Below are 24,640 nucleotides of genomic sequence, written 5' to 3' on the forward strand. Positions count from 1 at the left end.
CCGAACACAGAAGTTAAGCCCTAGAACGCCGGAAGTAGTTGGGGGTTGCCCCCTGTGAGATATGGTAGTCGCTTAGCTTTTTTCCGCCATAGCTCAGTTGGTAGTAGCGCATGACTGTTAATCATGATGTCGTAGGTTCGAGTCCTACTGGCGGAGTAAGTGCCCGAAAGGGTTTTTTTATTTTTCTTTTTTATTAGATAAGTAAAAAAGGTTCTTTCGAACCTTTTTTTAGTTAAAGAATACATTGTATAGAGCTTTTATGGCTTGTTTTTCTTGTTCTTGATTAACTACAAACATGATAGAAACTTCACTGGATCCTTGGGAAATCATTTGGATATTAATGTTGTTTTCTGATAAAGCTTTCGTAGCTGTTGCAGTTACACCGATCTGATTTTTCATATTTTCTCCTACTATCATGATAATAGAAAGATCATGTTCGATTTCTGCATAGTCCACTTGTAAGTCTTGGATTAAATGTTTTAGGATTTCTTGTTCTTTAATTGGGGTTAGTTCTTTCGAACGTAGAATGACCGATAAATCGTCAATTCCTGTTGGCATGTGATCCCAACTAATATTCAAATCTTCTAAAATTTGTAATAGTTTTCTACCAAAACCGACTTCTCTATTCATTAGGTACTTTGTGGTATTAATGCTGACAAATCCAGAATCTCCTGCTATTCCAACAACTTTAACTTTTTCATCGGTATGGTTCAGCACAATCTTGGTACCTGGATGTTTTGGATTGTTGGTGTTTTTAATGACCATTGGAATCTTTCCACGATATGCAGGTACGAGTGCTTCATCATGGAGGACACTGAAGCCAGCATAGGCTAATTCTCGCATCTCTTTATAAGTTAATTCAGGAATAGAATGAGGATGTTTAATGATTCCTGGGTGGGCTGAAAAAATACCGTCTACGTCCGTAAAGTTCTCGTAGAGATCTGCTTTAACTCCGGCTGCGATAATGGATCCTGTAATGTCAGATCCTCCTCTTGAGAATGTACATACTTGGTCTTCTTTTGTAATTCCAAAGAATCCTGGGATAACTAAAATCTCATTATGGTTTATCAGTTCTTCAATCTTGTCATAACTAGAAGGGAGAATACGGGCATTGCAAGGTTCACTTGTTACAAAAATACCTGCATTTTTTGGGTGGATATATTTTGCTTCTAAGCCTTTTTTAACAAAGTAGGCTGCAATCAGTTTTGCATTATTGTTTTCTCCAGCTGCCAAGAAGGTATCATATAAGAAGGTGTTATCGGATTTGGGAAGTGTTGCAAGAGACTTGATATCTCTAGAAATCTCTTCAATTATTTCCTCGTCCAAGTCTAACTCCTCTGTAATAGAACGATAGCGATTGATAATCCATTCTTGACTTTGACTAGTATCTTTTCCGTTGGTATATTCTTTGTAATACTTAATGAGGGCATCTGTAACTTTTGTATCCTCAGGATTTCGTTTTCCTGGGGCAGAGACGACAACGTATTTACGGGTTTCATCTTCTTTAACGATATTGAATACTTTTTCTAGCTGGGTAGCAGATGCTAATGAACTACCACCAAATTTAACTACTTTCATGTGGACTCCTTTACACAACTTTCTTTAAATTATACCAAAGATAGGGCCTTGTTACAATCTAAAATAGCACTGTTATCAAGGGAGTCTTTCGGATGAGACACTTTGTTATGAAAATGTAATTTACTTCTCAAAGTAGTTGTGCTAAAATAATATAAAAATAAACAAGTTCAACTATCAAATAATTTGAATAGCTAATTAGTAAAGAGGTAGCTTATGGTGTTCGAAACGATTATATTTTCTGTAGAAGAGGATCTCGCATCCATTATTTTAAATAGGCCTGAGGTTTCAAATGGTTTTAACATTCCAATGTGTCAGGAAATTCTTGAAGCATTAGAATTAGCTGAGCAGAACGCAGACGTTCGTTTTATTTTATTTAAAGCAGTCGGAAAGGTTTTTTCAGTCGGTGGTGATCTAGCAGAGATGAAACGGGCTGTCGATGCCGATGATATCGATTCTTTAACGCAAATTGCGGAATTGGTTAATCAAATCTCTAAAAGAATGAAGCAAATTCCAAAACCAGTGATTATGGTTGCAGATGGTGCGGTTGCAGGAGCAACTGCTAATATGGCAGTAGCGGCAGATTTTTGTATTGCGTCTGATAAAGCGAAGTTTATTCAAGCCTTTGTTGGAGTCGGTTTAGCTCCTGATGCAGGTGGTCTTTTCCTTTTAGGAAGAGCGATTGGTTTGAGTAGAGCAACTCAGTTAGCGATGACTGGTGAACCATTAGGTGCTGAAAAGGCTCTGGAATATGGAGTTGTTTATAAGGTTTCTGAAGTAGAAAAATTAGATAAGACTGCCAATCAACTTCTCATGAAGTTAAGACGTAGCTCAGACAATTCTTTTGCTGCGATTAAGGAGTTGGCATGGTCTAGTATGTTGATTGACTGGGATCGCTATGCCGAAATTGAGTTGAAGTTACAAAGAAATCTATCTCTAAAAGAAGACTTCAAAGAGGGAGTGATAGCCTATTCAGAGCGTCGGCGGCCAAAATTTCAAGGAAAATAAAAACGTAAAATTTCTATGTTTTTGTTGTTGAGGCTTGCTATTTGGTTTGAATTTTGATAAAATTCGATTATCAAAGTAATGAATAGGGGGTGTGGTTTTTGAATTTTCAACTAGTCAATGATTATCTTACATCCATTTTTAACAACGTATTAGTCATCGAAGAAACTAGTTTACGTAGCAGTCGATTTAATGATGTTTCTATCAAGGAAATGCACACAATTGATGTGATCGGCTCAACACCAAACGCAACTCCAAGTGATATTTCGCGTTCGTTAATGGTAACGTTAGGTACAGTCACTACCAGTTTAAATAATCTTGAACGAAAAGGTTATATTGAACGAACCAGGTCTGAAGTTGATCGTCGTGTTGTCCATTTGAGTTTGACAAAAAGAGGAAAGCTCTTGTATCGCCTTCACCAACAATTTCACAAGCGGATGGTCAATCAGATTATCGATGGGATGTCTCCAGATGAACGGAAAGTGATGCAAAAAGGTTTGCAGAACCTTTATCGTTTCTTGGAGGAGTTGAAATAATGACTTTTGCAAAAATAAGTCAAGTAGCCCATTATTCGCCTAGCCAAGTGATTTCCAATCAAGATCTTTCTGAACGGATGGATACCAGCGATGAGTGGATTGCAAGTCGGACGGGAATTCGAAAGCGCCATATATCCAAGTCGGAGTCAACCAGCGATTTAGCTGCGGAAGTAGCTCGTCGCTTGCTTAAAAAGAGTGGTTTACATGCGGATCAGATAGATTTTATCATTGTTGCAACGATTTCTCCGGATTCTATGATGCCATCTACAGCTGCTCGTGTTCAAGCTAAAATTGGTGCCTCTAAAGCCTTTGTTTTTGATTTGACCGCTGCTTGTAGTGGATTTGTATTTGCGCTTGCGACTGCTGAAAAGTATATTCGCTCTGGCCAGTACAAACGAGGAATCGTTATCGGAAGTGAAACCTTATCGAAAGTGATCGATTGGGAAGATCGGACAACAGCAGTCTTGTTTGGGGATGGTGCTGGCGGTGTTTTATTGGAAGCTTCCGAGCAACAAACTTTTTTAGCAGAAAGTCTGTTTTCAGACGGTTCCCGTGGAGAAGTTCTTCAATCATCATCTGTTGGTTTATCTTCACCATATTCTGATAAGGAAGAAGATAAAAAATATTTGTCAATGGATGGGAGAGCAGTCTTTGATTTTGCCATTCGGGATGTGGCTAAGAGTATTAAAAATACGTTAGCAGATGCTCCAGTGCCTGTTGAAGAGATTGATTTTTTTCTTCTGCACCAAGCAAATGACCGTATCTTAGATAAAATGGCTAAGAAAATCGGGGTTGATCGGGAAAAACTTCCTGCAAACATGATGGAATATGGTAACACGAGTGCCGCAAGTATTCCAATTTTATTATCGGAGTGTGTCGACCAAGGACTGATCAAATTGGATGGAAGTCAAACAATTCTTCTGTCTGGATTTGGTGGAGGTTTGACATGGGGCTCACTTCTTGTTACAATCTAGTTAAACATGTGGTAACACATTTTAAAAATTTTTTATTATTTTAAGGAGGCCAATCATGGCAGTATTTGAAAAAGTACAAGAAATTATCGTTGAAGAACTTGGTAAAGAACCATCAGAAGTAACACTTGAGTCTACTTTTGAAGATCTTGAAGCTGATTCATTGGATTTGTTCCAAGTGATTTCAGAAATTGAAGATGCATTCGACATTCAAATTGAAACTGAAGAAGGATTGTCTACTGTAGGTGACCTTGTTGCTTACGTAGAAGAAAAAACTAAATAATAATGGATGAGAGTATCGAAAGATATTCTCTCTTGTTTAGGTAATAGTTTGACGCTCAAAGCAAAGAACCGCTTTCAAACTATTACTTAAGCGAAAATGAGGAAGGTACTATGCAAACACGAATTACAGAAATATTAAACATTAAATATCCAATTTTCCAAGGTGGTATGGCTTGGGTAGCAGATGGAGATCTTGCTGGAGCTGTATCCAATGCAGGTGGTCTTGGGATCATCGGTGGAGGAAATGCACCTAAAGAAGTTGTCAAAGCGAATATTGATCGTGTCAAATCCATTACTGACAAACCTTTTGGAGTGAATATCATGCTCCTCTCTCCTTTTGCAGATGACATTGTTGACTTGGTTATCGAAGAAGGGGTTAAAGTTGTTACCACTGGTGCAGGGAATCCTGGGAAATATATGGATCGTTTCCACGAAGCTGGCATTACCGTTATTCCAGTTGTACCTTCAGTAGCTTTAGCAAAACGGATGGAAAAACTAGGTGCGGATGCTGTGATTGCTGAAGGAATGGAAGCAGGTGGGCATATTGGTAAATTGACTACCATGACCCTGGTTCGTCAAGTGGTCGAAGCTGTTTCTATTCCCGTTATTGGTGCTGGTGGTGTGGCTGATGGTGCTGGAGCAGCTGCAGTCTTCATGCTTGGAGCAGCTGCTGTTCAAGTGGGAACACGATTTGTCGTAGCTAAAGAATCAAATGCTCACCAAAACTTTAAGAATAAAATCTTGAAAGCTAAAGACATTGATACAGTAGTGTCTGCGTCAGTTGTTGGCCATCCAGTTCGTGCGATTAAGAATAAATTGGCTTCTGCCTATAACCAAGCGGAAAAAGATTTCTTGGCAGGTAAGAAGACTCAAGAAGAAATTGAAGAATTAGGAGCAGGTGCTCTTCGCAATGCTGTTGTGGACGGAGACGTTGATAACGGATCTGTGATGGCAGGACAAATTGCAGGTCTCGTAGGTAAAGAAGAAACCTGTGCTGAAATCTTGGAAGATATCTATTTTGGAGCTGCTAAAGTCATTCAGAAAGAAGCAGCTCGCTGGGCAGATGTCAAATTCTAACAAGTAAAGGAAAGGAAGAGGACAGTGACAAAACGTGCTTTCTTATTTGCTGGTCAAGGTGCCCAAAAATTGGGGATGGCTAGTGACTTGTATGCAACTTATCCGATTGTTAAGGAGACATTTGATACTGCAAGTCAGATTTTGGGCTATGATTTACGAGAATTGATTGATTCTGATGAAGACAAGCTCAATCAAACACGCTTTACCCAACCGGCTATTTTGACAACTTCAGTAGCTATTTATCGTCTATTAGCAGAAAAGGGCATGACACCGGATATTGTTGCCGGTCTCTCCCTAGGAGAATATTCTGCTTTGGTTGCTGCAGGTGCTCTTTCTTTTGAAGAAGCAGTCGCTTTGGTAGCCAAGCGGGGTGAATTTATGGAAACAGCTGCGCCTGCTGGAAGCGGGAAGATGGTAGCTGTTATGAATACTGATCCTGCCTTGATTGAAGAAATCTGTCAACAGGCTTCTGAAAAGGGAGTTGTAACACCAGCTAACTACAATACTCCTGCCCAAATTGTGATCGGTGGAGAGGTTGAAGCTGTGGATTATGCAGTTGAACTCTTACAAGAAGCAGGGGCAAAACGGTTGATTCCTCTAAATGTCTCTGGTCCTTTCCATACGGCCTTGCTTGCTTCTGCAAGTGAAAAACTAGCGACTGAACTTGAAAAAGTTACTTTTAAGGACTTTAGCTTGCCTTTGGTTGGGAATACAGAAGCAAAGATCATGAAATCAGACGAAATCAAAGCTTTATTAGCTCGCCAGGTGATGGAGCCTGTTCGTTTCTATGATTCGATTGCGACGATTCAAGAGTTTGGAGTAGATGAAGTGATTGAAATTGGTCCAGGTAAGGTCTTGACTGGTTTCTTGAAAAAGATTGATAAAACTCTTCCAACGAAAAATGTGGAGGATCAAGCCAGCCTTGATGCCCTACTGAACGAATAAGATGAGGTGACTATGGAACTAAAGAATAAAAATGTATTTGTTACTGGCTCAAGTCGAGGCATTGGATTGGCTATTGCGCATAAATTTGCGTCAAAAGGTGCCAACATTGTCTTAAATAGTCGTGGAGAGCTCCCAGCAGGTCTAGTGGATGAATTTGCCTCATACGGTGTGAAGGTAGTTGGCGTTACTGGGGATGTATCCCAAGCTACGGAAGCGAAACGAATGGTCGCGGAAGCGATTGAAGCACTTGGTTCAGTAGATATCCTTGTCAACAATGCTGGGATTACCAATGACAAGCTCATGTTGAAATTGACGGAAGAAGATTTCGAGCAAGTCTTGAAGGTGAATTTGACCGGTGCTTTTAATATGACACAATCAGTCTTAAAACCGATGACCAAGGCGCGTGAAGGTGCTATCATTAACATGTCGAGTGTTGTCGGTCTGACAGGAAATGTTGGACAAGCCAACTATGCTGCCTCAAAAGCTGGTTTGATTGGTTTTTCTAAATCGGTAGCACGTGAAGTAGCTGGTAGAAATGTCCGAGTCAATGTCATTGCGCCGGGCTTCATTGAGTCTGATATGACAGAAGGACTTCCTGAAAAAATTAAAGAAATGTCTCTCGCTCAAATTCCAATGAAACGATTTGGAAATACAGAAGAAGTAGCAGATGTTGCAGTCTTTCTTGCGACTCAAGAATATCTAACAGGGCAAGTCATCGCAATTGATGGTGGCTTAACCATGCAATAAAAAGAGGTAGGTTTTGAAATGAAATTAAATCGTGTTGTTGTAACAGGCTATGGCTTGACATCTCCAATCGGAAACACTCCAGAAGAATTTTGGAATAGCTTAAAAGAAGGAAAGATTGGAATTGGTCCAATTACAAAATTTGACCACAGTGACTTTGCTGTTCATAATGCAGCTGAAATCCATGATTTCCCATTTGATAAGTACTTTATCAAGAAAGATACAAACCGCTTTGACAACTACTCTTTGTATGCCTTGTATGCCGCTCAAGAAGCTGTGAATCATGCAGGTTTAGATGTAGAAACTATTGATAAAGATCGTTTTGGTGTCATTGTTGCTTCTGGTATCGGTGGTATTAAAGAAATCGAAGATCAAGTGATTCGCTTGCATGAAAAAGGACCAAAACGTGTCAAACCAATGACACTTCCAAAAGCTTTGCCAAATATGGCATCTGGTAATGTTGCGATGCGTTTTGGAGCTAATGGAATTTGTAAATCGATCAATACTGCTTGTGCCTCTTCCAATGATGCAATTGGGGATGCTTTCCGCGCTATTAAGTTTGGTTTCCAAGATTTGATGTTGGTGGGTGGTTCAGAAGCTTCTATTACGCCATTTGCAATTGCCGGTTTCCAAGCCCTAACAGCTCTTTCAACAACAGAAGATCCAACTCGTGCTTCTATTCCATTTGATAAAGATCGGAATGGATTTGTAATGGGTGAAGGATCAGGTATGTTGGTACTTGAAAGTTTGGAACACGCTGAAAAACGTGGTGCAACCATTCTTGCTGAAGTGGTGGGCTACGGTAATACCTGTGATGCTTACCATATGACTTCTCCACATCCAGAAGGTCAAGGTGCTATCAAGGCAATGAAGTTGGCTTTGGATGAGGCAGAAATTGAACCAGCTCAAGTTGATTATGTCAACGCCCATGGAACCTCTACTCCAGCAAATGAAAAAGGAGAAAGTGGTGCAATCGTTTCTGTATTTGGTACAGAAGTTCCAGTATCTTCTACAAAATCATTTACAGGTCACCTCTTGGGAGCAGCAGGGGCAGTTGAAGCTATTGCGACAATTGAAGCAATTCGCCATCAATATGTTCCAAAAACTGCTGGAACACAAGAGTTATCAGATTATATTGAAGCCAATGTCATCTTTGGTGAAGGGCAAGAACGTCCGATTTCCTATGCTATTTCCAATACATTTGGATTTGGAGGACACAATGCTGTCTTAGCCTTTAAACGTTGGGAGGGATAAAGTGAATATTCAAGAAATTAAAGACCTAATGAGTCAATTTGACCAATCCAGTCTTCGTGAATTTAGCTATCAAAATGCAACGGATGTGCTATCATTTAGTAAAAATACTGGCAGTGTAGCTAGCTCGCAACCTGCTACGCCAGCTCCTGTAGTTCAGGAAGTGGCGCCCGCTGTTGAAAGCCCTGTTGTTCTCGCAGAAGAACCAGCTGCTCCGTCAGCTCCAGAAGTTGCTCCAACAGTAGCAGCAGAAGGGGAAGTAGTTGAAAGTCCTCTTGTCGGTGTAGCTTATTTAGCTTCAGGTCCAGATAAACCAGCTTTTGTTCAGGTTGGAGATAGCGTTTCAAAAGGCCAAACTTTATTGATTATTGAAGCAATGAAAGTCATGAATGAAGTTCCTGCGCCAAGAGATGGAATCGTCACTGAAATCCTTGTTTCAAATGAAGAAATGGTCGAGTTTGGGAAAGGATTGGTACGGATTAAATGATCGATATTCAAGCTATTAAAGAGGCTCTTCCGCATCGCTATCCGATGTTGTTGGTGGATCGCGTCCTTGAAACAAGTGAGGATACGATTGTAGCCATTAAGAATGTGACGATCAATGAGCCCTTCTTTAATGGGCACTTTCCAAGCTACCCAGTAATGCCAGGTGTCCTCATTATGGAAGCCTTGGCACAAACTGCCGGTGTCTTAGAATTATCCAAACCAGAAAATAAAGGGAAATTAGTCTTTTACGCTGGAATGGATAAGGTTAAATTTAAAAAACAAGTCGTTCCGGGAGATCAGCTCGTGATGACGGCTACCTTTGTCAAGCGTCGTGGTTCGATTGCGGTCGTGGAAGCAAAAGCGGAAGTCGATGGGAAATTAGCTGCTAGCGGGACCCTAACATTTGCAATTGGTAACTAGGGAGGTTTCTATGTTCCGAAAAATTTTAATCGCGAATCGTGGTGAAATTGCGGTCCGGATTATTCGAGCTGCTCGTGAATTAGGAATTGAAACAGTCGCTGTCTATTCAACGGCTGATAAAGAAGCCTTGCATACCTTACTAGCGGATGAAGCAGTTTGTATTGGGCCTGCCAAGTCAACCGAGTCTTATTTGAACATGAATGCTGTTTTATCTGCAGCAGTTTTGACTGGATCAGAAGCGATTCACCCAGGATTTGGATTTTTGAGTGAAAATTCGAAGTTTGCCACCATGTGTGAAGAAGTAGGGATTAAGTTTATTGGACCATCAGGATCTGTTATGGATATGATGGGTGATAAAATTAATGCCCGAGCACAAATGATCAAAGCAGGCGTACCTGTGATTCCAGGATCAGATGGTGAAGTTCATACAGCTGAAGAAGCCTTGGAAGTTGCTGATCGGATTGGCTATCCTGTTATGCTGAAGGCGTCAGCTGGAGGTGGCGGTAAAGGTATCCGTAAAGTAGAACGGGCAGAGGACCTAGTTCCAGCTTTTGAATCTGCTTCGACAGAAGCTAAGGCGGCCTTTGGCAATGGAGCTATGTACCTTGAACGTGTCATCTACCCAGCTCGTCATATTGAGGTTCAAATTTTGGCTGACCAATTTGGACATGTGGTTCATTTGGGTGAACGGGATTGTTCCCTTCAAAGAAACAACCAAAAAGTCCTCGAAGAATCTCCATCCGTAGCAATCGGTAAGACAATTCGAGACCAAATCGGATCTGCAGCTGTCCGAGCAGCAGAATCTGTTGGCTATGAAAATGCTGGGACAATCGAGTTTCTTTACGATGAAGGAAAAGGCGAATTTTACTTCATGGAGATGAACACTCGGGTTCAAGTAGAGCATCCTGTGACAGAATTTGTTACTGGAATTGATATCGTGAAAGAGCAAATTAAAATTGCTGCTGGGCAAGAATTGTCTGTAAGCCAAGAAGATATTCAAATCTCTGGCCATGCCATTGAATGCCGGATCAATGCAGAAAATCCTGCCTTTAACTTTGCACCTAGCCCAGGAAAAATCACCAATCTCTATCTTCCAAGTGGAGGAGTCGGCTTGCGTGTGGATTCAGCTGTCTATCCTGGCTATACGATTCCACCTTACTACGATAGTATGATTGCCAAGATCATTGTCCATGGAGAGAATCGTTTTGATGCCTTGATGAAGATGCAACGCGCCCTCTATGAGTTGGAAATTGACGGTGTAATGACCAACAGTGATTTCCAATTGGATTTGATTTCAGATTCGAATGTGATTGCTGGTGATTACGATACCGCCTTTCTGATGGAGACATTTTTACCAAATTATCAGAAAAATCAATAAACATTGAACTTTGTAAATGTGAGATTCATTTTCACAAGGAATGAACGCGCACAATTACAAAGTTCTTTTACCAAGTAAGGAGAAGTTGATGGCTTTATTTTCTAAAAAAGATAAGTACATTCGAATTAATCCCAATCGGTCGGCCATTGAAGCACCTCAGCCGAAACCAGAGGTTCCAGATGAGTTGTTTTCTCAGTGTCCGGGCTGTAAACATACCATTTACCAAAAGGATCTAGGAAGTGAACGTCTGTGTCCTAAGTGTGGCTATACCTTCCGTATTTCTGCTGTAGAACGGCTTCAATTGACAATTGATCCAGGAAGCTTTATTGAACTGTTTACGGGTATTGAGACCAAGGACCCGCTTAAGTTTCCAAACTACAAGAAGAAATTGGCGACTGTTCGTGAATTAACAGGGCTTGATGAGGCTGTGTTAACAGGAACTGCAAAGATTGGGGGCCATAAAGTCGCTCTTGGTATTATGGATTCCAATTTTATCATGGCTTCTATGGGCTCTGTGGTCGGTGAAAAGATTACCCGCCTATTTGAATTGGCGACAGAAGAAAAGCTCCCAGTCGTGCTCTTTACAGCTTCTGGTGGTGCTCGGATGCAAGAAGGAATCGTCAGTTTGATGCAGATGGCTAAAATCTCTGCAGCTGTTCAAAGACACTCAAAAGCAGGCTTGTTTTATCTTACCGTTCTAACAGACCCAACAACAGGAGGGGTAACGGCGTCATTTGCAATGGAAGGGGATATCATCATTGCAGAGAGTCAAGCCCTTGTGGGATTTGCAGGTCGTCGAGTGATCGAGTCAACCGTGCGGGAACAGTTGCCGGATAATTTCCAAAAGGCTGAATTTTTACAAGAGCATGGCTTTGTGGATGTGATTGTCCAGCGTAGTGATATGCGTTCAACAATCGCAGACTTGTTAGCCTTTCATGGAGGGAAGTAATGACAAGAATAACACAAATTATTAAAGAAGCTCGTGACCAAGGACGTTTGACAGCTCTTGATTATGCTCATGGAATTTTTGAAAACTTTATCGAACTACATGGAGATCGGAATTTCCGAGATGACGGTGCAGTGATTGGTGGAATTGGTTGGCTTGGAGATCAAGCGGTAACGGTTGTCGGGATTCAAAAAGGAAAGAATCTTCAGGATAACCTAAGTAGAAACTTTGGTCAACCCCACCCTGAAGGTTATCGAAAAGCTTTGCGTCTGATGAAACAGGCGGAGAAGTTTGGTCGTCCAGTAGTAACCTTCATCAATACCGCGGGTGCTTATCCGGGTGTTGGCGCTGAAGAACGGGGACAGGGTGAGGCTATCGCGCGTAACCTCATGGAAATGAGTGATTTAAAGGTTCCGATTATTGCAATTATCATCGGAGAAGGAGGCTCAGGTGGCGCCCTTGCTCTGGCTGTAGCGGACAAGGTCTGGATGTTGGAGAACTCTATCTATGCCGTCTTGAGTCCAGAAGGATTTGCTTCTATTCTATGGAAAGATGGAAGCCGTGCCATGGAAGCTGCTGAGTTGATGAAGATTACTTCGCATGAGTTGTTAAATATGGATATTGTGGACAAGGTGATTCCGGAGCATGGTTTCTCAAATGGAGAACTACTAGCTCAAGTGAAGAAGGAAATTCAAGCAGAATTGAAGGAACTACAAGCTTTGTCTCTCGAAGATCTGCTAGAGCAACGCTACCAGCGTTTTCGTAAATATTAAAAAAACTGGGCTTGCAGATGCAAGACTCAGTTTTTTTATCTTATCTTATCTTATTTTGGTGCAATAACTTCAGCTCCACCCATGTATGGACGAAGGACTTCTGGAATGGTTACAGAACCATCTGCGTTTTGATAGTTTTCAAGAATAGCAGCGACGGTACGTCCAACAGCCAATCCAGAACCATTCAAGGTATGAAGAAGTTTCACTTTACCATCTGCTTCATCACGGTAACGGATTTGCGCACGACGGGCTTGGAAATCTTCTGTATTGGAACAGCTTGAGATTTCACGGTAGGTGTTTTGAGCAGGAATCCAAACTTCCAAGTCATAAGTCTTAGCAGCTGAGAAGCCCATATCTCCTGTAGAAAGAGCAACGACACGGTATGGCAAGTTTAGTTTTTGAAGGATGTTTTCAGCGTTGGCTGTCATTTTCTCCAATTCTTCGTATGATTCTTCCGGTTTGGCAAATTTGACCATTTCAACCTTATGGAATTGGTGTAAACGGATCAAGCCACGAGTATCTCGACCGGCAGAACCAGCTTCTGAACGGAAAGATGGGCTCATGGCAGTAAAGTAGATTGGCAAATCTTTGCCATCGATGATTTCATCACGGTAGTAGTTCGTTAGAGGCACTTCAGCAGTTGGGATCAAGACATAGTTAGTATCGCTGAGTTCAAAAGTATCTTCCTTAAATTTTGGATATTGCCCAGTACCAAACATAGAGTCATGGTTGACCATGTAAGGGGTGATGACTTCCGTATAGCCTTCCTTACCGTGCTCATCTAGCATAAAGTTGTAGATGGCACGTTCCAAACGAGCTCCCAGGCCTTTATAGAAAAGGAAGCGTGCACCAGTAACTTTCCCACCACGTTCCCAGTCAAGGATGTCTAAGTCCTCGCCAAGATCCCAGTGGGCTTTTGGTTCAAAGTCAAACTCACGAGGAGTTCCCCAACGGCGAACTTCTACGTTATCGTCTTCGTCTGCTCCAATAGGAACACTGTCAGCTGGGATGTTTGGAAGAGTAGTGGTAAATTCTGTCAATTTCGCATCGATTTCTGCCAATTCTGCATCGAGTGCTTTGACTTCTGCAGAAAGAGTTTGCATGGCAGCAATCTTATCATCTGCATTTTCTTTGTTGCGTTTGGCTTGGGCGATTTCAGCAGAAACGGTGTTACGCTCAGCCTTGAGGCCTTCTACTTTGACCAAGATGTCACGACGCTTGGCATCGATTTCTTTCATTTCGTTCAAGATGGCAGCATCTACACCGCGTGTCGCTAATTTTTCAGCAACTGCATCAAAGTCTGTACGAATCCGTTTAATATCTAACATAGCTTCTCCTTTAACAAAAAACACACCTGTCAGAGTGTTGGAGTGGCAGAGCCACGGTTCCATCCAACTTCACAGGTGTGCACTTGATTCGATATTGTATTTTAACTAAACGGTAGAATTCAATTAAGATTTCTATCTGCTCGCAGCAACCGCAGACTTTCTGAAAGATTTTCTTAATTTACTTATCCGTTTTCGTTTATTATACAAGAAAAGCAATTATTTTGCAAATAGATTTTTAATTTTAGCTACGATGGTTTGGATCAAGGTCGGTAGCTTGACAATTTTATCATTTCCTAAATGTTCTCGTGCAATTTTCAAGATTTTTCCCGAGTCTTTAGAAGCAAAGAGAAATTTTGATTCTTTGGTATAGATTTCAAAATGGCGGCTAATTTTACGTCCGGATACATTAGCTCCGATTTGTTCGATATCCTGCCAGGGAATTTGGATGTAGTCTTCAACATTTGCATCCGCATAAAATTCGAAAGCAGCATTCCCAACTAAAATTTTTCCAACCTTTCCTCCAACCCCTAGATAAGAGACACCAGTGGTATGGAATTCCACGGTTTTATTCTGTGATTGCGCCATGTGCTCCTCCTGTAACTATGTTCATTTCATTATATCATAATAAAAAGAAGGTCGAAACCTTCTTTTTTGTTGATCTTTGCTTACATCAAGCCCGCAACGTGTGCCAAGACACCGATGACAAAGAGGGCGATGATGATAGTGATAGGAGATACTTTCTTCTTAAGCAACCACATACAAGCAAAAGTAAGAAGTAAGCCCATCAAACCAGGAATCAATGAATCCAAGTTTTGTTGGAAAGTCGTAACTTTTTCCGGTGTTTGAGATAGGCCTGAACCAACTTGAGCGAAGGCTTCTTGGATTCCCTTGTATCCTTCAGGAAGTTTATCCCAGTGGATATAAGCTTTATCGTCTAGCTTAACTGATGAGACATTGAAGATAAATTTAATCGATACCCAACGTTCTACTAAGACAGCGAGGATAAACATCCCAAGGATAGAAGCTCCTTTAGTGATATCTTGCAAGATTCCACCAGACATATCTTTGGTAATTTCAGAACCGGCTTTGTATCCAAGTTCTTGGGTATACCACAAGAAGGACATACGAATTGCGTTCCATGCAAGGAAGAAGATGAGTGGACCAAGGATATTACCAGTCAAGGCAAGAGATGCACCAAGTGCTCCAAGGATCGGACGAACTGTAAACCAGAAGACTGGATCTCCGATACCAGCCAAAGGCCCCATCATACCAATTTTAACCCCTTGGATAGCAGCATCATCAATAGCAGCACCGTTTGCTTTTTCTTCTTCAAGGGCAAGAGTAACCCCGATGATTGGAGCAGCTACGTATGGGTGAGTGTTGAAGAACTCCATGTGACGCTCAAGAGCAGCCGCTTGGTCTTCTTTCTTGGTGTAGAGTTTTTTGATAGCTGGGATCAATGAGTAAGCCCAACCCAAGTTTTGCATCCGTTCGTAGTTCCAAGAACCTTGCAAGAAGGTTGAACGCCACCAAACTTTTTGACGATCTGATTTAGATAATTGTAATTTTTCAGTCATGATAGTGTCACACCTTTCTTAATAGTCTTCGAGAATATCGCCGATTGGGTCATTAGAAGTAGCGACTCCGCCACCTCCGTTGCCACCTTTCTTAGAAAGTGAAAGGTAAATCAAGGCAAGGGCAACACCAATCGCTCCAAGAGCAATCAAAGTTAATTCGCTGACGGCAGCAAGTGCAAAACCAATGGCAAAGAATGGCCAAACTTCACGGCTTGCCATCATGTTGATAACCATAGCATAACCAACGGCTACAACCATACCTCCACCGATTTGCATACCGTCTGACAACCAAGCAGGCATCGCTTCAAGCGCACCTTTAACAGTTTCAGCAGGGATCATCAACAAGAGGGCTGCAGGAATAGCGATACGAAGACCTTGAAGAAGAAGAGCTACAAAGTGAGCGCGTTCTACCCCTTTGATATCACCTTTTTTAGCAGCAGCATCGGCAGTGTGGACCAAACCAACAGAGAGAGTACGGACGATCATGGTCAAGAAAAGACCAGCGACTGCAAGTGGAATAGCCACACCTTGAGCCACAGCGATTCCTTTAGAACTAAAGTCACCACCAAGAACCAAGATAATCGCAGCAGCGACAGATGCAAGAGCAGCATCGGGTGCAACGGCAGCTCCAATGTTTGCCCAGCCAAGTGCAAGTAATTGAAGGGAACCACCAAGCATCACACCGGCAGTCAAGTTACCTGTTACCAAACCGATTAAGGTACAAGCAACAAGTGGTTGGTGGAATTGGAATTGGTCAAGGATACCTTCAAGACCTGCTAAGAAGGCAACAACGACCACTAATACCATAGAAATAATAGACATGTTTAAAATCCTTTCGTAAGTAATCGATTATTGAACGTTAGCTTTGTTAATTAAGTCAAACAAATCTTTCTTAGAGTCATTTGGCACTTTACGGACATCAAATTCTACTCCAAGATCACGCATTTTTTCAAATGTAGCCACATCTTCTTTATCCATTGACAACACATTGTTAACCATGGTTTTACCAGTTGAGTGGGCCATTGAACCAACGTTCAAGGTTTTAATCGGAACACCACCTTCGATGGCACGAAGAGCGTCTTGAGGTGTTTCAAATAAGATCAAAGCATGTGTTTCACCAAAGCGTGGATCTTTTGCGACGTCGATCAATTTTTGAATTGGGACTACGTTTGCTTTTACACCATTTGGTGCCGCCTGCTTAATCAACTCTTTACGGAGTTCATCTTTGGCAACTGAGTCTGAAGCAACGATAATGCGATCTGCTTTTGAATCAGGAGTCCAAGCAGTAGCGACTTGTCCATGAAGGAGACGAGTATCGAGACGAGCAAGGTTGATTTTGAGTTTGCCATCTCCAATCACTGTTCCCTCTGGAATAGCAGCTTGGGCAACAGGAGCAGCTGAAGCAGTGCTTGCTTCTTCGACAGGATTCAATTCTTCTGGAAGAGCTTTGATTCCATCTTTAGATTCTTTGATGATGTTTGCAGCGATTTGATCAACGCCTGCATTTGCATCCATCAAACGCTCTGTATAAGCTTGAATCAACATCGGAAGGTTTAATCCAGTGATGATCGCAAATTTACGATCTGGATTTTCCCCCATGACACGACTAGCTTGGTTAAATGGAGAACCACTCCAAAGGTCAGCCAAAACCAAGATTTCATCTTCTGCATCAAATGCGGCAACAGCAGCATTGAATTTAGCATAGAGATCATCTGGGCCTTCACTTGGCATGAACGTAACCACTTGAACTTTCTCTTGATCCCCAAAGATCATCGAGCCGGATTGGTGGATTCCAGCTGCAAATTCACCGTGGCTAGCAATAATGATACCAATACTCATTATTGACATTCCTCCTTATAAAATTTGTTTGACTTTCAGTTTAAGAAAACTTTAAGCTAATTTATTATAAAACGTTTTCATCATAAAGTCAATTTTTCAGTACTAAATTAAAGGAAAAAGAAGGTTTTTTAATATATTAATTTGTTAATATTTATCTTCGAGTGCTAGCAGAGTTTTTTACGACTGAACTCGAAAAGCCTTTGGAAATCCTTGACAAAATGGGAGTGAAGGGGATTCGAAGTTTCTGAAAAGATAAGTAGTAGCTTCTGAGGGGTAAAATAAAGATATAGAAACTCCTTGTAGGCCCTGCTTATGAGAAAGTGAAAAAGACCAGCCCAATTGGGTTGGTCTCAGATTGAAGCCATAGTCTTATGAAAAACTTTCCTTAGGTGAGTACGGACGTCAGCGAACTTCTTCGAAGTTCCATAACTAATTATTGAGCCTAAGGTCTCAATAATTCCGAGTGTCTGAAACAATTGTGTTTCAAGCACTTTTCCCACAGCGGAAAGTTTTTTCCTTTTCTTAAATGACTAAAACGTAAAAGTCATTTAAGAAAATCATCTAGCTATTTTATGTAAAACAATAGTTTGTCTAAATTCAAAGACCAGCCCTCTTGGACTAGTCTTGTAGGTTCGTTTATTTAGTTAGTGAAGTCAAGTACCATACGTCCTTGAATGGTTCCGGCTTCCATTTCGTCAAAGACCTTAACAGCATCTTCTACTGGACGTTTTTGAACGACTGGCACTACCAAACCTTCTGCACCAAATTGGAAAGCTTCTTCTAAGTCTTTACGAGTTCCAACAAGAGAACCAATGACTTGGATACCATCTAATACTGTTTTCACAATGCTGAGCTCCATCATTTCAGAAGGAAGTCCGACTGCAACAACGCGACCACCCGCACGAACTGAATCTACTGCTTGGTTGAAGGCTACTTTAGAAACGGCTGTTACGACAGCAGAGTGAGCTCCACCATTTGTTTTTTCTTTGATCAATCCTGGGACATCTTCGACTTCACGACCATTAATGACAAAGTCTGCCCCAACTTCTTTAGCCAATTCGAGTTTATCATTGTTGATATCAACAGCGATGACATGAGCGTTGAAGACTTTCTTGGCATATTGAACAGCTAAGTTACCCAAGCCACCAGCTCCATAGATAACGATCCATTGGCCTGGTTCAGCTTTGGCTTCTTTGATAGCTTTGTAGGTTGTAACACCGGCACAGGTAATAGAAGAAGCTTGGGCTGGATCTAATCCCTCTGGTACTTTTACTGCGTAGTCTGCAGTTACGATACATTGTTCAGCCATTCCTCCATCAACAGAGTAACCAGCATTTTTTACAGTACGGCAAAGAGTTTCGCGACCAGTTGTACAGTATTCACAAGTGCCACATCCTTCGAAGAACCAAGCAACACTGACACGGTCACCAACTTTTAAACTTGTCACATCTGGAGCAAGTTCTTTAACAATCCCGATTCCTTCGTGTCCAAGAACACGGCCTGGAACTTTACCGAAGTCTCCGTGAGCAACGTGCAAGTCCGTGTGGCAGACACCACAGTATTCGATTTGAACAAGAGCTTCCCCTGTTTCTAATGGGCGCATCTCCTTGTTTGCAACAATTTCAACACCAGTACCTTCTGGATTTACAACAACAGCTTTCATAGTTTTCCTCCTCAAGAGCTTAGTTGAATTAGAGACGGTAATAAAACGAGAAGTAACATCACTTGAATCATTATCGTATGAAACGAGCTAGGCTCCTTTTTTATTTTTGTTATGTTAATTTTATCACAAACTCCATCAGTTAGCAAGCGTTTACATAGAAAAATTTTCTGAAAATAAACTTAACTGGTTAAATTATTTTCAGAAAAAGTCCCTATAAAGTTTCGTATGTTTGAGAAAACAAAAAAGCTTGAATCCTTTCTTGTAAAAGGTGATTCAAGCGATTCACTTTATTTATAGGAAGAGTTTTTCTAGTTGACGAGCAACGCCGTCCTGATCATTTGTATACTCGGTTTGTTTATCGGCATAGGGGAGGAGGACAGGATTGGCGTTTTTCATTGCATAACCAGTTCCTGCGAAAGCCAACATGTCTGTATCGTTTTGTTCGTCTCCAAAGGCAATCAGATCTTTCCGATTAAGTCCGTAAGTCTCGAGGAGATAGTTGAGGGCAAAGGCCTTATTGACGCCTTTTGGAGCACATTCAAGAATGTTGAGGGGACCACCCCAGCTATTGATTTCTAGATCGTGATGGTAGTAATCACGCATTTCTTCGGCTAAAGCATACTTATCTTCAGCGCGTGTTTGAAAGAGGATGGCGTTTGGGTTTTCGGTAACTTTACGGGCTTCGAATTTTGTTTTGGAGGAGATTTTTGAAACCCCAAATAAGGCGGGATCAATCGTATGGTGGTAGGTATGGGTGACATAAAACTTATTTCGGTACTCTCCTGCAATAAAGTCCGCCTGGATGTCATTTTCTCTCTCGACCATATCGAGGAGGTATTTTTTATCAAGGGTCATGGATAGTTCTTTCGACCATTTTTTATTTGGAATATGAGTGAGAGCGCCGTTAAAGTTAATCATGGGACTTTCCAATCCCAATTCCTTATAGATGTGATCTGCCATTCGATAGGGACGCCCAGTTGTAATAATGACCTGGTGGCCTTGTTCACTGACTTTCTGGATGGTTTCAATCGTATAGGATGATAATTTGCTCTCAGAATTTAATAAGGTGCCATCTAAATCGACAGCAATTAGTTTTTTATTCATAGGAAGAATCCTTTCATTTGTATGGTTTTTCGAACTCTAAATAAGGAGTATAGAAGTGCCATATTTTAAGAAGAATGCTACCATTATACCAGATAAATAGGAAAATTTCAGTCTTTCGAATGGTAAATAATGTGGCAGAAAAGATTGTTCAGATGAATCTCTTGTAAAAGTGAATGATATTTGATAAGATATTAGTATTGTTCGTGATTGAGTCGCGAGCAGATTTATTTTTTTTAAGGAGTTTATTAGAAAAATGGATAAGTTTTTTAAACTATCTGAACACGGAACGACGGTTCGTACAGAGGTATTAGCTGGTTTAACGACCTTCTTTGCCATGTCTTATATCTTATTTGTAAACCCTCAAATGCTCTCCCAAACAGGAATGCCTGCTCAAGGAGTATTTCTAGCAACCATTATTGGGTCAGTCGTCGGGACTCTCATGATGGCTTTCTACGCGAATCTGCCTTATGCCCAAGCACCAGGAATGGGCTTGAATGCCTTCTTTACCTTTACAGTGGTATTTGGGATGGGCTATTCTTGGAAAGAAGCCTTGGGAATGGTCTTTATTTGCGGACTAATTTCATTGGTTATCACATTAACCAATGTTCGGAAAATGATTATTGAGTCCATTCCAAATGCTTTGCGTTCAGCTATTTCAGCTGGTATCGGAATTTTCTTGGCCTATGTTGGAATTAAAAATGCTGGCTTGTTGAAGTTTTCGATTGATCCGCATACCTATACGGTGGCAGGAGAAGGGGCTGACAAAGCGAATGCAGCGATTACAGCAAATTCTGCAGCGGTCCCAGGACTTGTTAGTTTCAATAGTCCGACAGTCCTCCTTGCCTTGGCTGGCTTAGCCATTACTGTTTTCTTTGTCATCAAGGGCATTAAAGGAGGAATTATCCTTTCTATCCTTACGACAACAATCCTCGGTATTGTGTTTGGAATTGTTGATCTTTCAACGATTGACTTTGGTAGTACCCATCTTGGAGCAGCTGTCAATGATCTTGGCAAAATTTTTGGAGCTGCACTTGGTTCAGAAGGATTAGGTTCTTTGATTACCAATACTTCTCGTCTTCCTGAAACCTTGATGGCTATTCTCGCTTTCTCATTGACAGATATCTTTGATACTATTGGTACCTTGATTGGAACAGGTGAAAAAGTTGGTATTGTTGCCACAAATGGTGAAAATCACCAATCCGCTAAATTGGATAAAGCCCTTTATTCAGATCTAGTAGCGACATCTGTTGGTGCAATTGCGGGTACTTCGAATGTGACGACTTATGTTGAGTCAGCTGCGGGTATTGGAGCTGGTGGACGGACTGGTCTGACAGCCCTCGTAGTAGCCCTTTGTTTTGCTGTGTCAAGTATTTTTAGTCCCCTTCTTGCCATTGTTCCAACTGCTGCGACAGCACCAATTTTGATTATCGTTGGGATCATGATGTTAAGTAGCTTGAAAAACATCCATTGGGATGATATGGCAGAAGCTGTACCAGCCTTCTTCACCTCTATCTTTATGGGGTTCAGCTATTCAATCACAAATGGGATTGCAGCAGGTTTTATTACCTATACAGTGACCAAACTTGTCAAAGGTGAAGCCAAAGATGTTCACAGTATGATTTGGATTTTAGATGCTTTGTTTATCCTGAACTTTATCAGTATGGCCTTGCACTAGAATGGAAATAGAGGAAAGCTTGGACAAATAGTCCAAGCTTCTTTTTATTGTTTCATGTGAGCTAGAAGGATGATTGACTAAAAATTGTGGGCAAGAATCAATTATTTTTGGTATAATGGTGGAATGAAAAGTCAAAATGAACAAGAGTTGATTGCGATTGGGAAACAGTTGGGTCAACGATTAGAAAAACAGGATGTAGTGATTCTTACTGGAGATTTGGGGGCAGGAAAAACAACCTTTACAAAAGGCCTTGCTCAAGGTTTGGACATTCGCCAGATGATCAAAAGTCCTACTTATACTATCGTGAGAGAATATGAAGGACGCTTGCCCTTGTATCACCTGGATGTCTATCGTATTGGGGACGATCCAGATTCGATTGATTTGGATGACTTTTTATTTGGTGAAGGGGTTACCGTCATTGAATGGGGAGAGTTGCTAGAGACCAGTCTTCCTGCTGGATATTTAAAGGTTGAACTGCTCAAGGACGGTGACGGACGTGAGATACGCTTGTCAGCTGTCGGTGAACGTGCAGAACAATTAAGGGAGTCATTTCTGACTTCTGTAGGAGCTTGAAGATGGAACAGGTACTAGATCTCTTTTTGAAAGAGGCTGAAGCTTCGGATGCACAGTCTTTACTTGAATTTTTTAAAGATGTAGCGACTGAATCTGATTTTACGACCTTGGCTCCAGAAGGACTTGGGATGACCAAGCAAGAGTTGGAAATGTTTGTGGAAAAACAAGCGCAAACAGACAATCAATTATGTCTCTTGTTATACTTGGGTGAGGATCTGGTAGGCGTCTTAAATATTGTCGCGGATCAAAATAGAGCCTTGCGCCATATTGGAGATCTCTTTATTGTTATCCGGAAGATATACTGGAATAAAGGCTTAGGTCGCCTTCTTCTAGAAGAAGGAATCGCATGGGCGGAAGGTACCAACCTCCTTCGGAAGTTAGACCTCAGTGTCCAAGTTCGAAATGAACGGGCTATCCATCTCTACCAAACGCTAGGATTTGAAATTGAAGGTCTCCGCAAGAGAGGCCTGTACAAGGAAGGGGAATATCTGGATGTTTACCTAATGGGCAAACTGATAGATGGACAGAATCAATGATTAAAAAAATTCTATTAATGTTTTTTAGTTTGTTAGCAGTAACGACGATTGGGATTGGGGCGTACGGGTTGACCATCCTTAATCAGTCAACAAATACGTTGAGTAAGACCTACAAAGGGATTGGCGGTGAAAACAATGTCATTGCAGAAAACAAACCAATGACCATCTTGCTCATGGGGGTTGATACTGGATCAGGCTCACGAGAGGATCAGTGGGTAGGAAACAGTGATACGATGATTCTGGTGACGGTGAATCCACAGACCCGTGAAACAACCATTATGAGCTTGGAACGAGATATCTTAACCAATATTACGCAGGATGGAGAAACTTTTCAAGCTAAGCTGAACGCAGCTTATGCTCAAGGTGGGGCCGAGTTGGCCATTGAAACCATCCAAGATTTGATGAATATTCATATTGACCGTTATGCGATGATTAATATGAAAGGCCTAGTCCAACTGGTTGATAAGGTCGGCGGAATAACGGTAAACAATCCATTTGATTTCGATATTTCGATTGAAGAAAATGAACCGGAGTATACAGCTAAAATTCCACCTGGTCGTCAAGAAATTGACGGAGAACAAGCGTTAGTATACTCACGGATGCGTTATCAAGATCCAGAAGGAGACTATGGTCGTCAAAAACGTCAACGAGAAGTCATCGAAAAGATCATCAAGAAAATATTGACTTTGGATGGTCTGAGCAATTATCAAGGAATTATTGAAGCGGTTAGTGATAATATGCAGACCAATATCTCCTTGGATACGGATAGTTTGATGCAGTTGATGGGCTATCGAGATGCCTTGAAGAACATTCGTATGGAACAGTTGAAAGGTGAAGATGCTACCCTTGCCGATGGCGGAAGTTACCAAATTGTTACTTCAGAACACCTGTTGAAGATGCAGAATATACTGCGTAAAAGTCTTGGTTTATCGCCTTTGCGCAAGCTTAAAACGAGTGCTGTTTTATTAGATGGAGACGAAGCTAGTGGAACTGTTTCATCAGAAAGTGGTGAAGCTTCAGTAGAATCGAGCCAGGATACTGGTGGAGGATATTATGAACCTTCCTATGTTCCAGAAACTACTGTAAGCTCAGAAGCAATTACACAATACCAACCTACCACTCCTTCTGCGGATACAACGGTAGCTGGTGCTGGAGGAAACTAAATCATTTCTCTTCTAAAAATAAAAAGGTTTTGAGACGACTGTCTCAAAACCTTTTTTGCTTATTCGTGATTTGATTTCTCAGACCAAATAGTTTGGATTTGTTCTACAGAAGCATTGGCTTGCTGAGAGAAGACCCTTGCTTTATAGGAAAAGTCTTCCAGTAATTGATTTAAAAGGACTCTTTGATCTTGGATGATTTCAATATTTTTTTTGATGTTAGAAAGGTTTGATTGGATTCCTTCGGTTAGTTGTTTGGTTTCACTGAATTCATTTTTCAGAGGTTCGCGATTTTTAACAAGCTGATAGCTGATGGTTGCTCCAGTCGCAAACCAAAATAGATCTCTTAATTTCATAGTAAGCTCCTTTTTAATGGTTTGAGATATCCTTGGCTAATTGGACAAGGTGATTAAAATCGGGTTCATGGGCAATGAAATCAATCTTTAAGTCGTCATCTTGAGAGTAGCGTGGAAGAATATGGACATGAGTATGGAAGACAGATTGTCCTGCGATTTCTTCCATATTACTAATGATATTCATCCCTTGAGGTTGCGTAGCACTTTCCACTTTTTTGGTGACTGTTGAAACGACGTTAAAGAGATCAGCCGTTTCATCTGGTGTCATTTCCAACAGATTGCGGGCATGTTTTTTTGGAATCACAAGGGTATGGCCTGGAGTGACCTGAGAGATATCTAAAAAAGCAAGAAAATGGTCGTCTTCGTAGACCTTAGAAGCAGGAATATCTCCAGAAACAATCTTACAAAAAATACAATCCGAAACCATAAATATACCTCAA

The 24,640-nt window shown here is 41.2% G+C and carries 27 protein-coding genes and 1 tRNA gene; 18 read left to right on the forward strand and 10 right to left on the reverse strand.

What is annotated here, in order from left to right:
* The first annotated feature begins 82 nt into the window (after positions 1-82).
* A tRNA-Asn gene (locus I2D56_RS07580) sits at positions 83-156 on the forward strand.
* 72 nt (positions 157-228) lie between these two features.
* On the opposite strand, the gene I2D56_RS07585 is transcribed toward I2D56_RS07580, so the two are convergent.
* Positions 229-1,578: an aspartate kinase gene (locus I2D56_RS07585; RefSeq protein ID WP_195348281.1), complete on the reverse strand. Its 1,350-nt coding sequence runs from the start codon at positions 1,576-1,578 to the stop codon at positions 229-231.
* Between the two features lie 213 nt (positions 1,579-1,791).
* Here I2D56_RS07585 and I2D56_RS07590 point away from each other — a divergent pair, with 213 nt between their 5' ends.
* From I2D56_RS07590 to I2D56_RS07650, 13 genes are all read left to right on the forward strand, one after another.
* Positions 1,792-2,583, forward strand: a complete 792-nt coding sequence (locus I2D56_RS07590) for an enoyl-CoA hydratase (protein ID WP_023027702.1) — start codon at positions 1,792-1,794, stop codon at positions 2,581-2,583.
* Positions 2,584-2,681: 98 nt separating this feature from the next.
* The gene (locus tag I2D56_RS07595; RefSeq protein WP_006597415.1) at positions 2,682-3,116 is read left to right on the forward strand and encodes a MarR family winged helix-turn-helix transcriptional regulator; all 435 of its coding nucleotides are present in this window, start codon (positions 2,682-2,684) and stop codon (positions 3,114-3,116) included.
* The gene (locus I2D56_RS07600; protein ID WP_195348282.1) at positions 3,116-4,090 is read left to right on the forward strand and encodes a beta-ketoacyl-ACP synthase III; all 975 of its coding nucleotides are present in this window, start codon (positions 3,116-3,118) and stop codon (positions 4,088-4,090) included. Before I2D56_RS07595 ends, I2D56_RS07600 begins: the two co-directional genes overlap by 1 nt.
* A 55-nt stretch (positions 4,091-4,145) precedes the next feature.
* On the forward strand, positions 4,146-4,370 hold the full coding sequence (locus I2D56_RS07605) for an acyl carrier protein (RefSeq protein WP_003003892.1): 225 nt from the start codon (positions 4,146-4,148) through the stop codon (positions 4,368-4,370).
* 110 nt (positions 4,371-4,480) lie between these two features.
* A complete protein-coding gene (gene fabK, locus I2D56_RS07610) occupies positions 4,481-5,446 on the forward strand; it encodes an enoyl-[acyl-carrier-protein] reductase FabK (RefSeq protein ID WP_195348283.1) in 966 nt (321 codons plus the stop codon).
* A 24-nt stretch (positions 5,447-5,470) separates the two neighbouring features.
* Entirely contained in the window at positions 5,471-6,391 is a 921-nt protein-coding gene (gene fabD, locus I2D56_RS07615; protein WP_023027705.1) for an ACP S-malonyltransferase, read from the forward strand.
* Positions 6,392-6,403: 12 nt separating this feature from the next.
* On the forward strand, positions 6,404-7,138 hold the full coding sequence (fabG, locus tag I2D56_RS07620; protein ID WP_006596905.1) for a 3-oxoacyl-[acyl-carrier-protein] reductase: 735 nt from the start codon (positions 6,404-6,406) through the stop codon (positions 7,136-7,138).
* An 18-nt stretch (positions 7,139-7,156) separates the two neighbouring features.
* On the forward strand, positions 7,157-8,389 hold the full coding sequence (gene fabF, locus I2D56_RS07625; protein WP_195348284.1) for a beta-ketoacyl-ACP synthase II: 1,233 nt from the start codon (positions 7,157-7,159) through the stop codon (positions 8,387-8,389).
* Between the two features lies 1 nt (position 8,390).
* Entirely contained in the window at positions 8,391-8,873 is a 483-nt protein-coding gene (gene accB / locus I2D56_RS07630) for an acetyl-CoA carboxylase biotin carboxyl carrier protein (RefSeq protein WP_023027706.1), read from the forward strand.
* Positions 8,870-9,292: a 3-hydroxyacyl-ACP dehydratase FabZ gene (gene fabZ / locus I2D56_RS07635; protein ID WP_006596902.1), complete on the forward strand. Its 423-nt coding sequence runs from the start codon at positions 8,870-8,872 to the stop codon at positions 9,290-9,292. The genes accB and fabZ overlap by 4 nt, the downstream gene beginning before the upstream one ends.
* 10 nt (positions 9,293-9,302) lie before the next feature.
* Entirely contained in the window at positions 9,303-10,670 is a 1,368-nt protein-coding gene (locus I2D56_RS07640; RefSeq protein ID WP_048715214.1) for an acetyl-CoA carboxylase biotin carboxylase subunit, read from the forward strand.
* An 88-nt stretch (positions 10,671-10,758) separates the two neighbouring features.
* Positions 10,759-11,619 carry an acetyl-CoA carboxylase, carboxyltransferase subunit beta gene (accD, locus tag I2D56_RS07645; RefSeq protein ID WP_042361364.1) on the forward strand — a complete coding sequence of 287 codons (861 nt, stop codon included), beginning with the start codon at positions 10,759-10,761 and terminating at the stop codon, positions 11,617-11,619.
* The gene (locus I2D56_RS07650; protein ID WP_023022250.1) at positions 11,619-12,389 is read left to right on the forward strand and encodes an acetyl-CoA carboxylase carboxyl transferase subunit alpha; all 771 of its coding nucleotides are present in this window, start codon (positions 11,619-11,621) and stop codon (positions 12,387-12,389) included. The genes accD and I2D56_RS07650 overlap by 1 nt, the downstream gene beginning before the upstream one ends.
* A gap of 50 nt (positions 12,390-12,439) precedes the next feature.
* On the opposite strand, the gene serS is transcribed toward I2D56_RS07650, so the two are convergent.
* From serS to I2D56_RS07685, 7 genes are all read right to left on the reverse strand, one after another.
* Entirely contained in the window at positions 12,440-13,717 is a 1,278-nt protein-coding gene (serS, locus tag I2D56_RS07655) for a serine--tRNA ligase (RefSeq protein ID WP_123160935.1), read from the reverse strand.
* Between the two features lie 216 nt (positions 13,718-13,933).
* Positions 13,934-14,302, reverse strand: coding sequence for a DUF956 family protein (locus tag I2D56_RS07660; protein ID WP_123160934.1), 369 nt, complete (start codon positions 14,300-14,302; stop codon positions 13,934-13,936).
* A gap of 80 nt (positions 14,303-14,382) precedes the next feature.
* Positions 14,383-15,294 (reverse strand): PTS system mannose/fructose/sorbose family transporter subunit IID, encoded by a 912-nt coding sequence (locus tag I2D56_RS07665; RefSeq protein WP_023022256.1) that lies wholly within the window; start codon positions 15,292-15,294, stop codon positions 14,383-14,385.
* An 18-nt stretch (positions 15,295-15,312) separates the two neighbouring features.
* Entirely contained in the window at positions 15,313-16,116 is an 804-nt protein-coding gene (locus I2D56_RS07670) for a PTS mannose/fructose/sorbose transporter subunit IIC (RefSeq protein WP_023022258.1), read from the reverse strand.
* Positions 16,117-16,143: 27 nt separating this feature from the next.
* Positions 16,144-17,133, reverse strand: coding sequence for a PTS sugar transporter subunit IIB (locus I2D56_RS07675; RefSeq protein WP_120701222.1), 990 nt, complete (start codon positions 17,131-17,133; stop codon positions 16,144-16,146).
* 640 nt (positions 17,134-17,773) lie between these two features.
* The gene (gene adhP / locus I2D56_RS07680) at positions 17,774-18,796 is read right to left on the reverse strand and encodes an alcohol dehydrogenase AdhP (RefSeq protein WP_048715224.1); all 1,023 of its coding nucleotides are present in this window, start codon (positions 18,794-18,796) and stop codon (positions 17,774-17,776) included.
* Between the two features lie 291 nt (positions 18,797-19,087).
* The gene (locus tag I2D56_RS07685) at positions 19,088-19,900 is read right to left on the reverse strand and encodes a Cof-type HAD-IIB family hydrolase (RefSeq protein WP_195348285.1); all 813 of its coding nucleotides are present in this window, start codon (positions 19,898-19,900) and stop codon (positions 19,088-19,090) included.
* Positions 19,901-20,153: 253 nt separating this feature from the next.
* Here I2D56_RS07685 and I2D56_RS07690 point away from each other — a divergent pair, with 253 nt between their 5' ends.
* The 4 genes from I2D56_RS07690 (at position 20,154) to brpA (ending at position 23,847) form a co-directional block, all read left to right on the forward strand.
* Positions 20,154-21,575 (forward strand): NCS2 family permease, encoded by a 1,422-nt coding sequence (locus I2D56_RS07690; RefSeq protein WP_195348286.1) that lies wholly within the window; start codon positions 20,154-20,156, stop codon positions 21,573-21,575.
* Between the two features lie 123 nt (positions 21,576-21,698).
* Positions 21,699-22,148 carry a tRNA (adenosine(37)-N6)-threonylcarbamoyltransferase complex ATPase subunit type 1 TsaE gene (gene tsaE / locus I2D56_RS07695; protein WP_123159665.1) on the forward strand — a complete coding sequence of 150 codons (450 nt, stop codon included), beginning with the start codon at positions 21,699-21,701 and terminating at the stop codon, positions 22,146-22,148.
* Positions 22,149-22,150: 2 nt separating this feature from the next.
* Positions 22,151-22,684, forward strand: a complete 534-nt coding sequence (locus I2D56_RS07700) for a GNAT family N-acetyltransferase (protein ID WP_195348287.1) — start codon at positions 22,151-22,153, stop codon at positions 22,682-22,684.
* Positions 22,681-23,847 carry a biofilm formation/cell division transcriptional regulator BrpA gene (brpA, locus tag I2D56_RS07705; RefSeq protein ID WP_195348288.1) on the forward strand — a complete coding sequence of 389 codons (1,167 nt, stop codon included), beginning with the start codon at positions 22,681-22,683 and terminating at the stop codon, positions 23,845-23,847. Before I2D56_RS07700 ends, brpA begins: the two co-directional genes overlap by 4 nt.
* 59 nt (positions 23,848-23,906) lie before the next feature.
* On the opposite strand, the gene I2D56_RS07710 is transcribed toward brpA, so the two are convergent.
* Both I2D56_RS07710 and I2D56_RS07715 read right to left on the reverse strand, forming a co-directional pair.
* Positions 23,907-24,200, reverse strand: a complete 294-nt coding sequence (locus I2D56_RS07710) for a hypothetical protein (RefSeq protein WP_023022273.1) — start codon at positions 24,198-24,200, stop codon at positions 23,907-23,909.
* A gap of 13 nt (positions 24,201-24,213) precedes the next feature.
* Positions 24,214-24,627, reverse strand: coding sequence for an HIT family protein (locus I2D56_RS07715; protein ID WP_023027711.1), 414 nt, complete (start codon positions 24,625-24,627; stop codon positions 24,214-24,216).
* Positions 24,628-24,640 lie beyond the last annotated feature (13 nt).

This window comes from Streptococcus australis (assembly GCF_015553625.1).
Lineage (GTDB): Bacteria > Bacillota > Bacilli > Lactobacillales > Streptococcaceae > Streptococcus > Streptococcus australis_B.

Coding starts and splice junctions, on each gene's coding strand:
- I2D56_RS07715 (WP_023027711.1), bottom strand. CDS start 24,627: ATGGTTTCGGATTGTATTTTTTGTAAGATTGTTTCTGGAGATATTCCT.
- accD (WP_042361364.1), top strand. CDS start 10,759: ATGGCTTTATTTTCTAAAAAAGATAAGTACATTCGAATTAATCCCAAT.
- adhP (WP_048715224.1), bottom strand. CDS start 18,796: ATGAAAGCTGTTGTTGTAAATCCAGAAGGTACTGGTGTTGAAATTGTT.
- fabK (WP_195348283.1), top strand. CDS start 4,481: ATGCAAACACGAATTACAGAAATATTAAACATTAAATATCCAATTTTC.
- I2D56_RS07600 (WP_195348282.1), top strand. CDS start 3,116: ATGACTTTTGCAAAAATAAGTCAAGTAGCCCATTATTCGCCTAGCCAA.
- I2D56_RS07685 (WP_195348285.1), bottom strand. CDS start 19,900: ATGAATAAAAAACTAATTGCTGTCGATTTAGATGGCACCTTATTAAAT.
- I2D56_RS07700 (WP_195348287.1), top strand. CDS start 22,151: ATGGAACAGGTACTAGATCTCTTTTTGAAAGAGGCTGAAGCTTCGGAT.
- I2D56_RS07660 (WP_123160934.1), bottom strand. CDS start 14,302: ATGGCGCAATCACAGAATAAAACCGTGGAATTCCATACCACTGGTGTC.
- I2D56_RS07690 (WP_195348286.1), top strand. CDS start 20,154: ATGGATAAGTTTTTTAAACTATCTGAACACGGAACGACGGTTCGTACA.
- I2D56_RS07710 (WP_023022273.1), bottom strand. CDS start 24,200: ATGAAATTAAGAGATCTATTTTGGTTTGCGACTGGAGCAACCATCAGC.
- I2D56_RS07640 (WP_048715214.1), top strand. CDS start 9,303: ATGTTCCGAAAAATTTTAATCGCGAATCGTGGTGAAATTGCGGTCCGG.
- I2D56_RS07605 (WP_003003892.1), top strand. CDS start 4,146: ATGGCAGTATTTGAAAAAGTACAAGAAATTATCGTTGAAGAACTTGGT.
- tsaE (WP_123159665.1), top strand. CDS start 21,699: ATGAAAAGTCAAAATGAACAAGAGTTGATTGCGATTGGGAAACAGTTG.
- I2D56_RS07585 (WP_195348281.1), bottom strand. CDS start 1,578: ATGAAAGTAGTTAAATTTGGTGGTAGTTCATTAGCATCTGCTACCCAG.
- fabF (WP_195348284.1), top strand. CDS start 7,157: ATGAAATTAAATCGTGTTGTTGTAACAGGCTATGGCTTGACATCTCCA.
- I2D56_RS07590 (WP_023027702.1), top strand. CDS start 1,792: ATGGTGTTCGAAACGATTATATTTTCTGTAGAAGAGGATCTCGCATCC.
- serS (WP_123160935.1), bottom strand. CDS start 13,717: ATGTTAGATATTAAACGGATTCGTACAGACTTTGATGCAGTTGCTGAA.
- I2D56_RS07665 (WP_023022256.1), bottom strand. CDS start 15,294: ATGACTGAAAAATTACAATTATCTAAATCAGATCGTCAAAAAGTTTGG.
- I2D56_RS07675 (WP_120701222.1), bottom strand. CDS start 17,133: ATGAGTATTGGTATCATTATTGCTAGCCACGGTGAATTTGCAGCTGGA.
- fabG (WP_006596905.1), top strand. CDS start 6,404: ATGGAACTAAAGAATAAAAATGTATTTGTTACTGGCTCAAGTCGAGGC.
- I2D56_RS07670 (WP_023022258.1), bottom strand. CDS start 16,116: ATGTCTATTATTTCTATGGTATTAGTGGTCGTTGTTGCCTTCTTAGCA.
- fabZ (WP_006596902.1), top strand. CDS start 8,870: ATGATCGATATTCAAGCTATTAAAGAGGCTCTTCCGCATCGCTATCCG.
- brpA (WP_195348288.1), top strand. CDS start 22,681: ATGATTAAAAAAATTCTATTAATGTTTTTTAGTTTGTTAGCAGTAACG.
- I2D56_RS07650 (WP_023022250.1), top strand. CDS start 11,619: ATGACAAGAATAACACAAATTATTAAAGAAGCTCGTGACCAAGGACGT.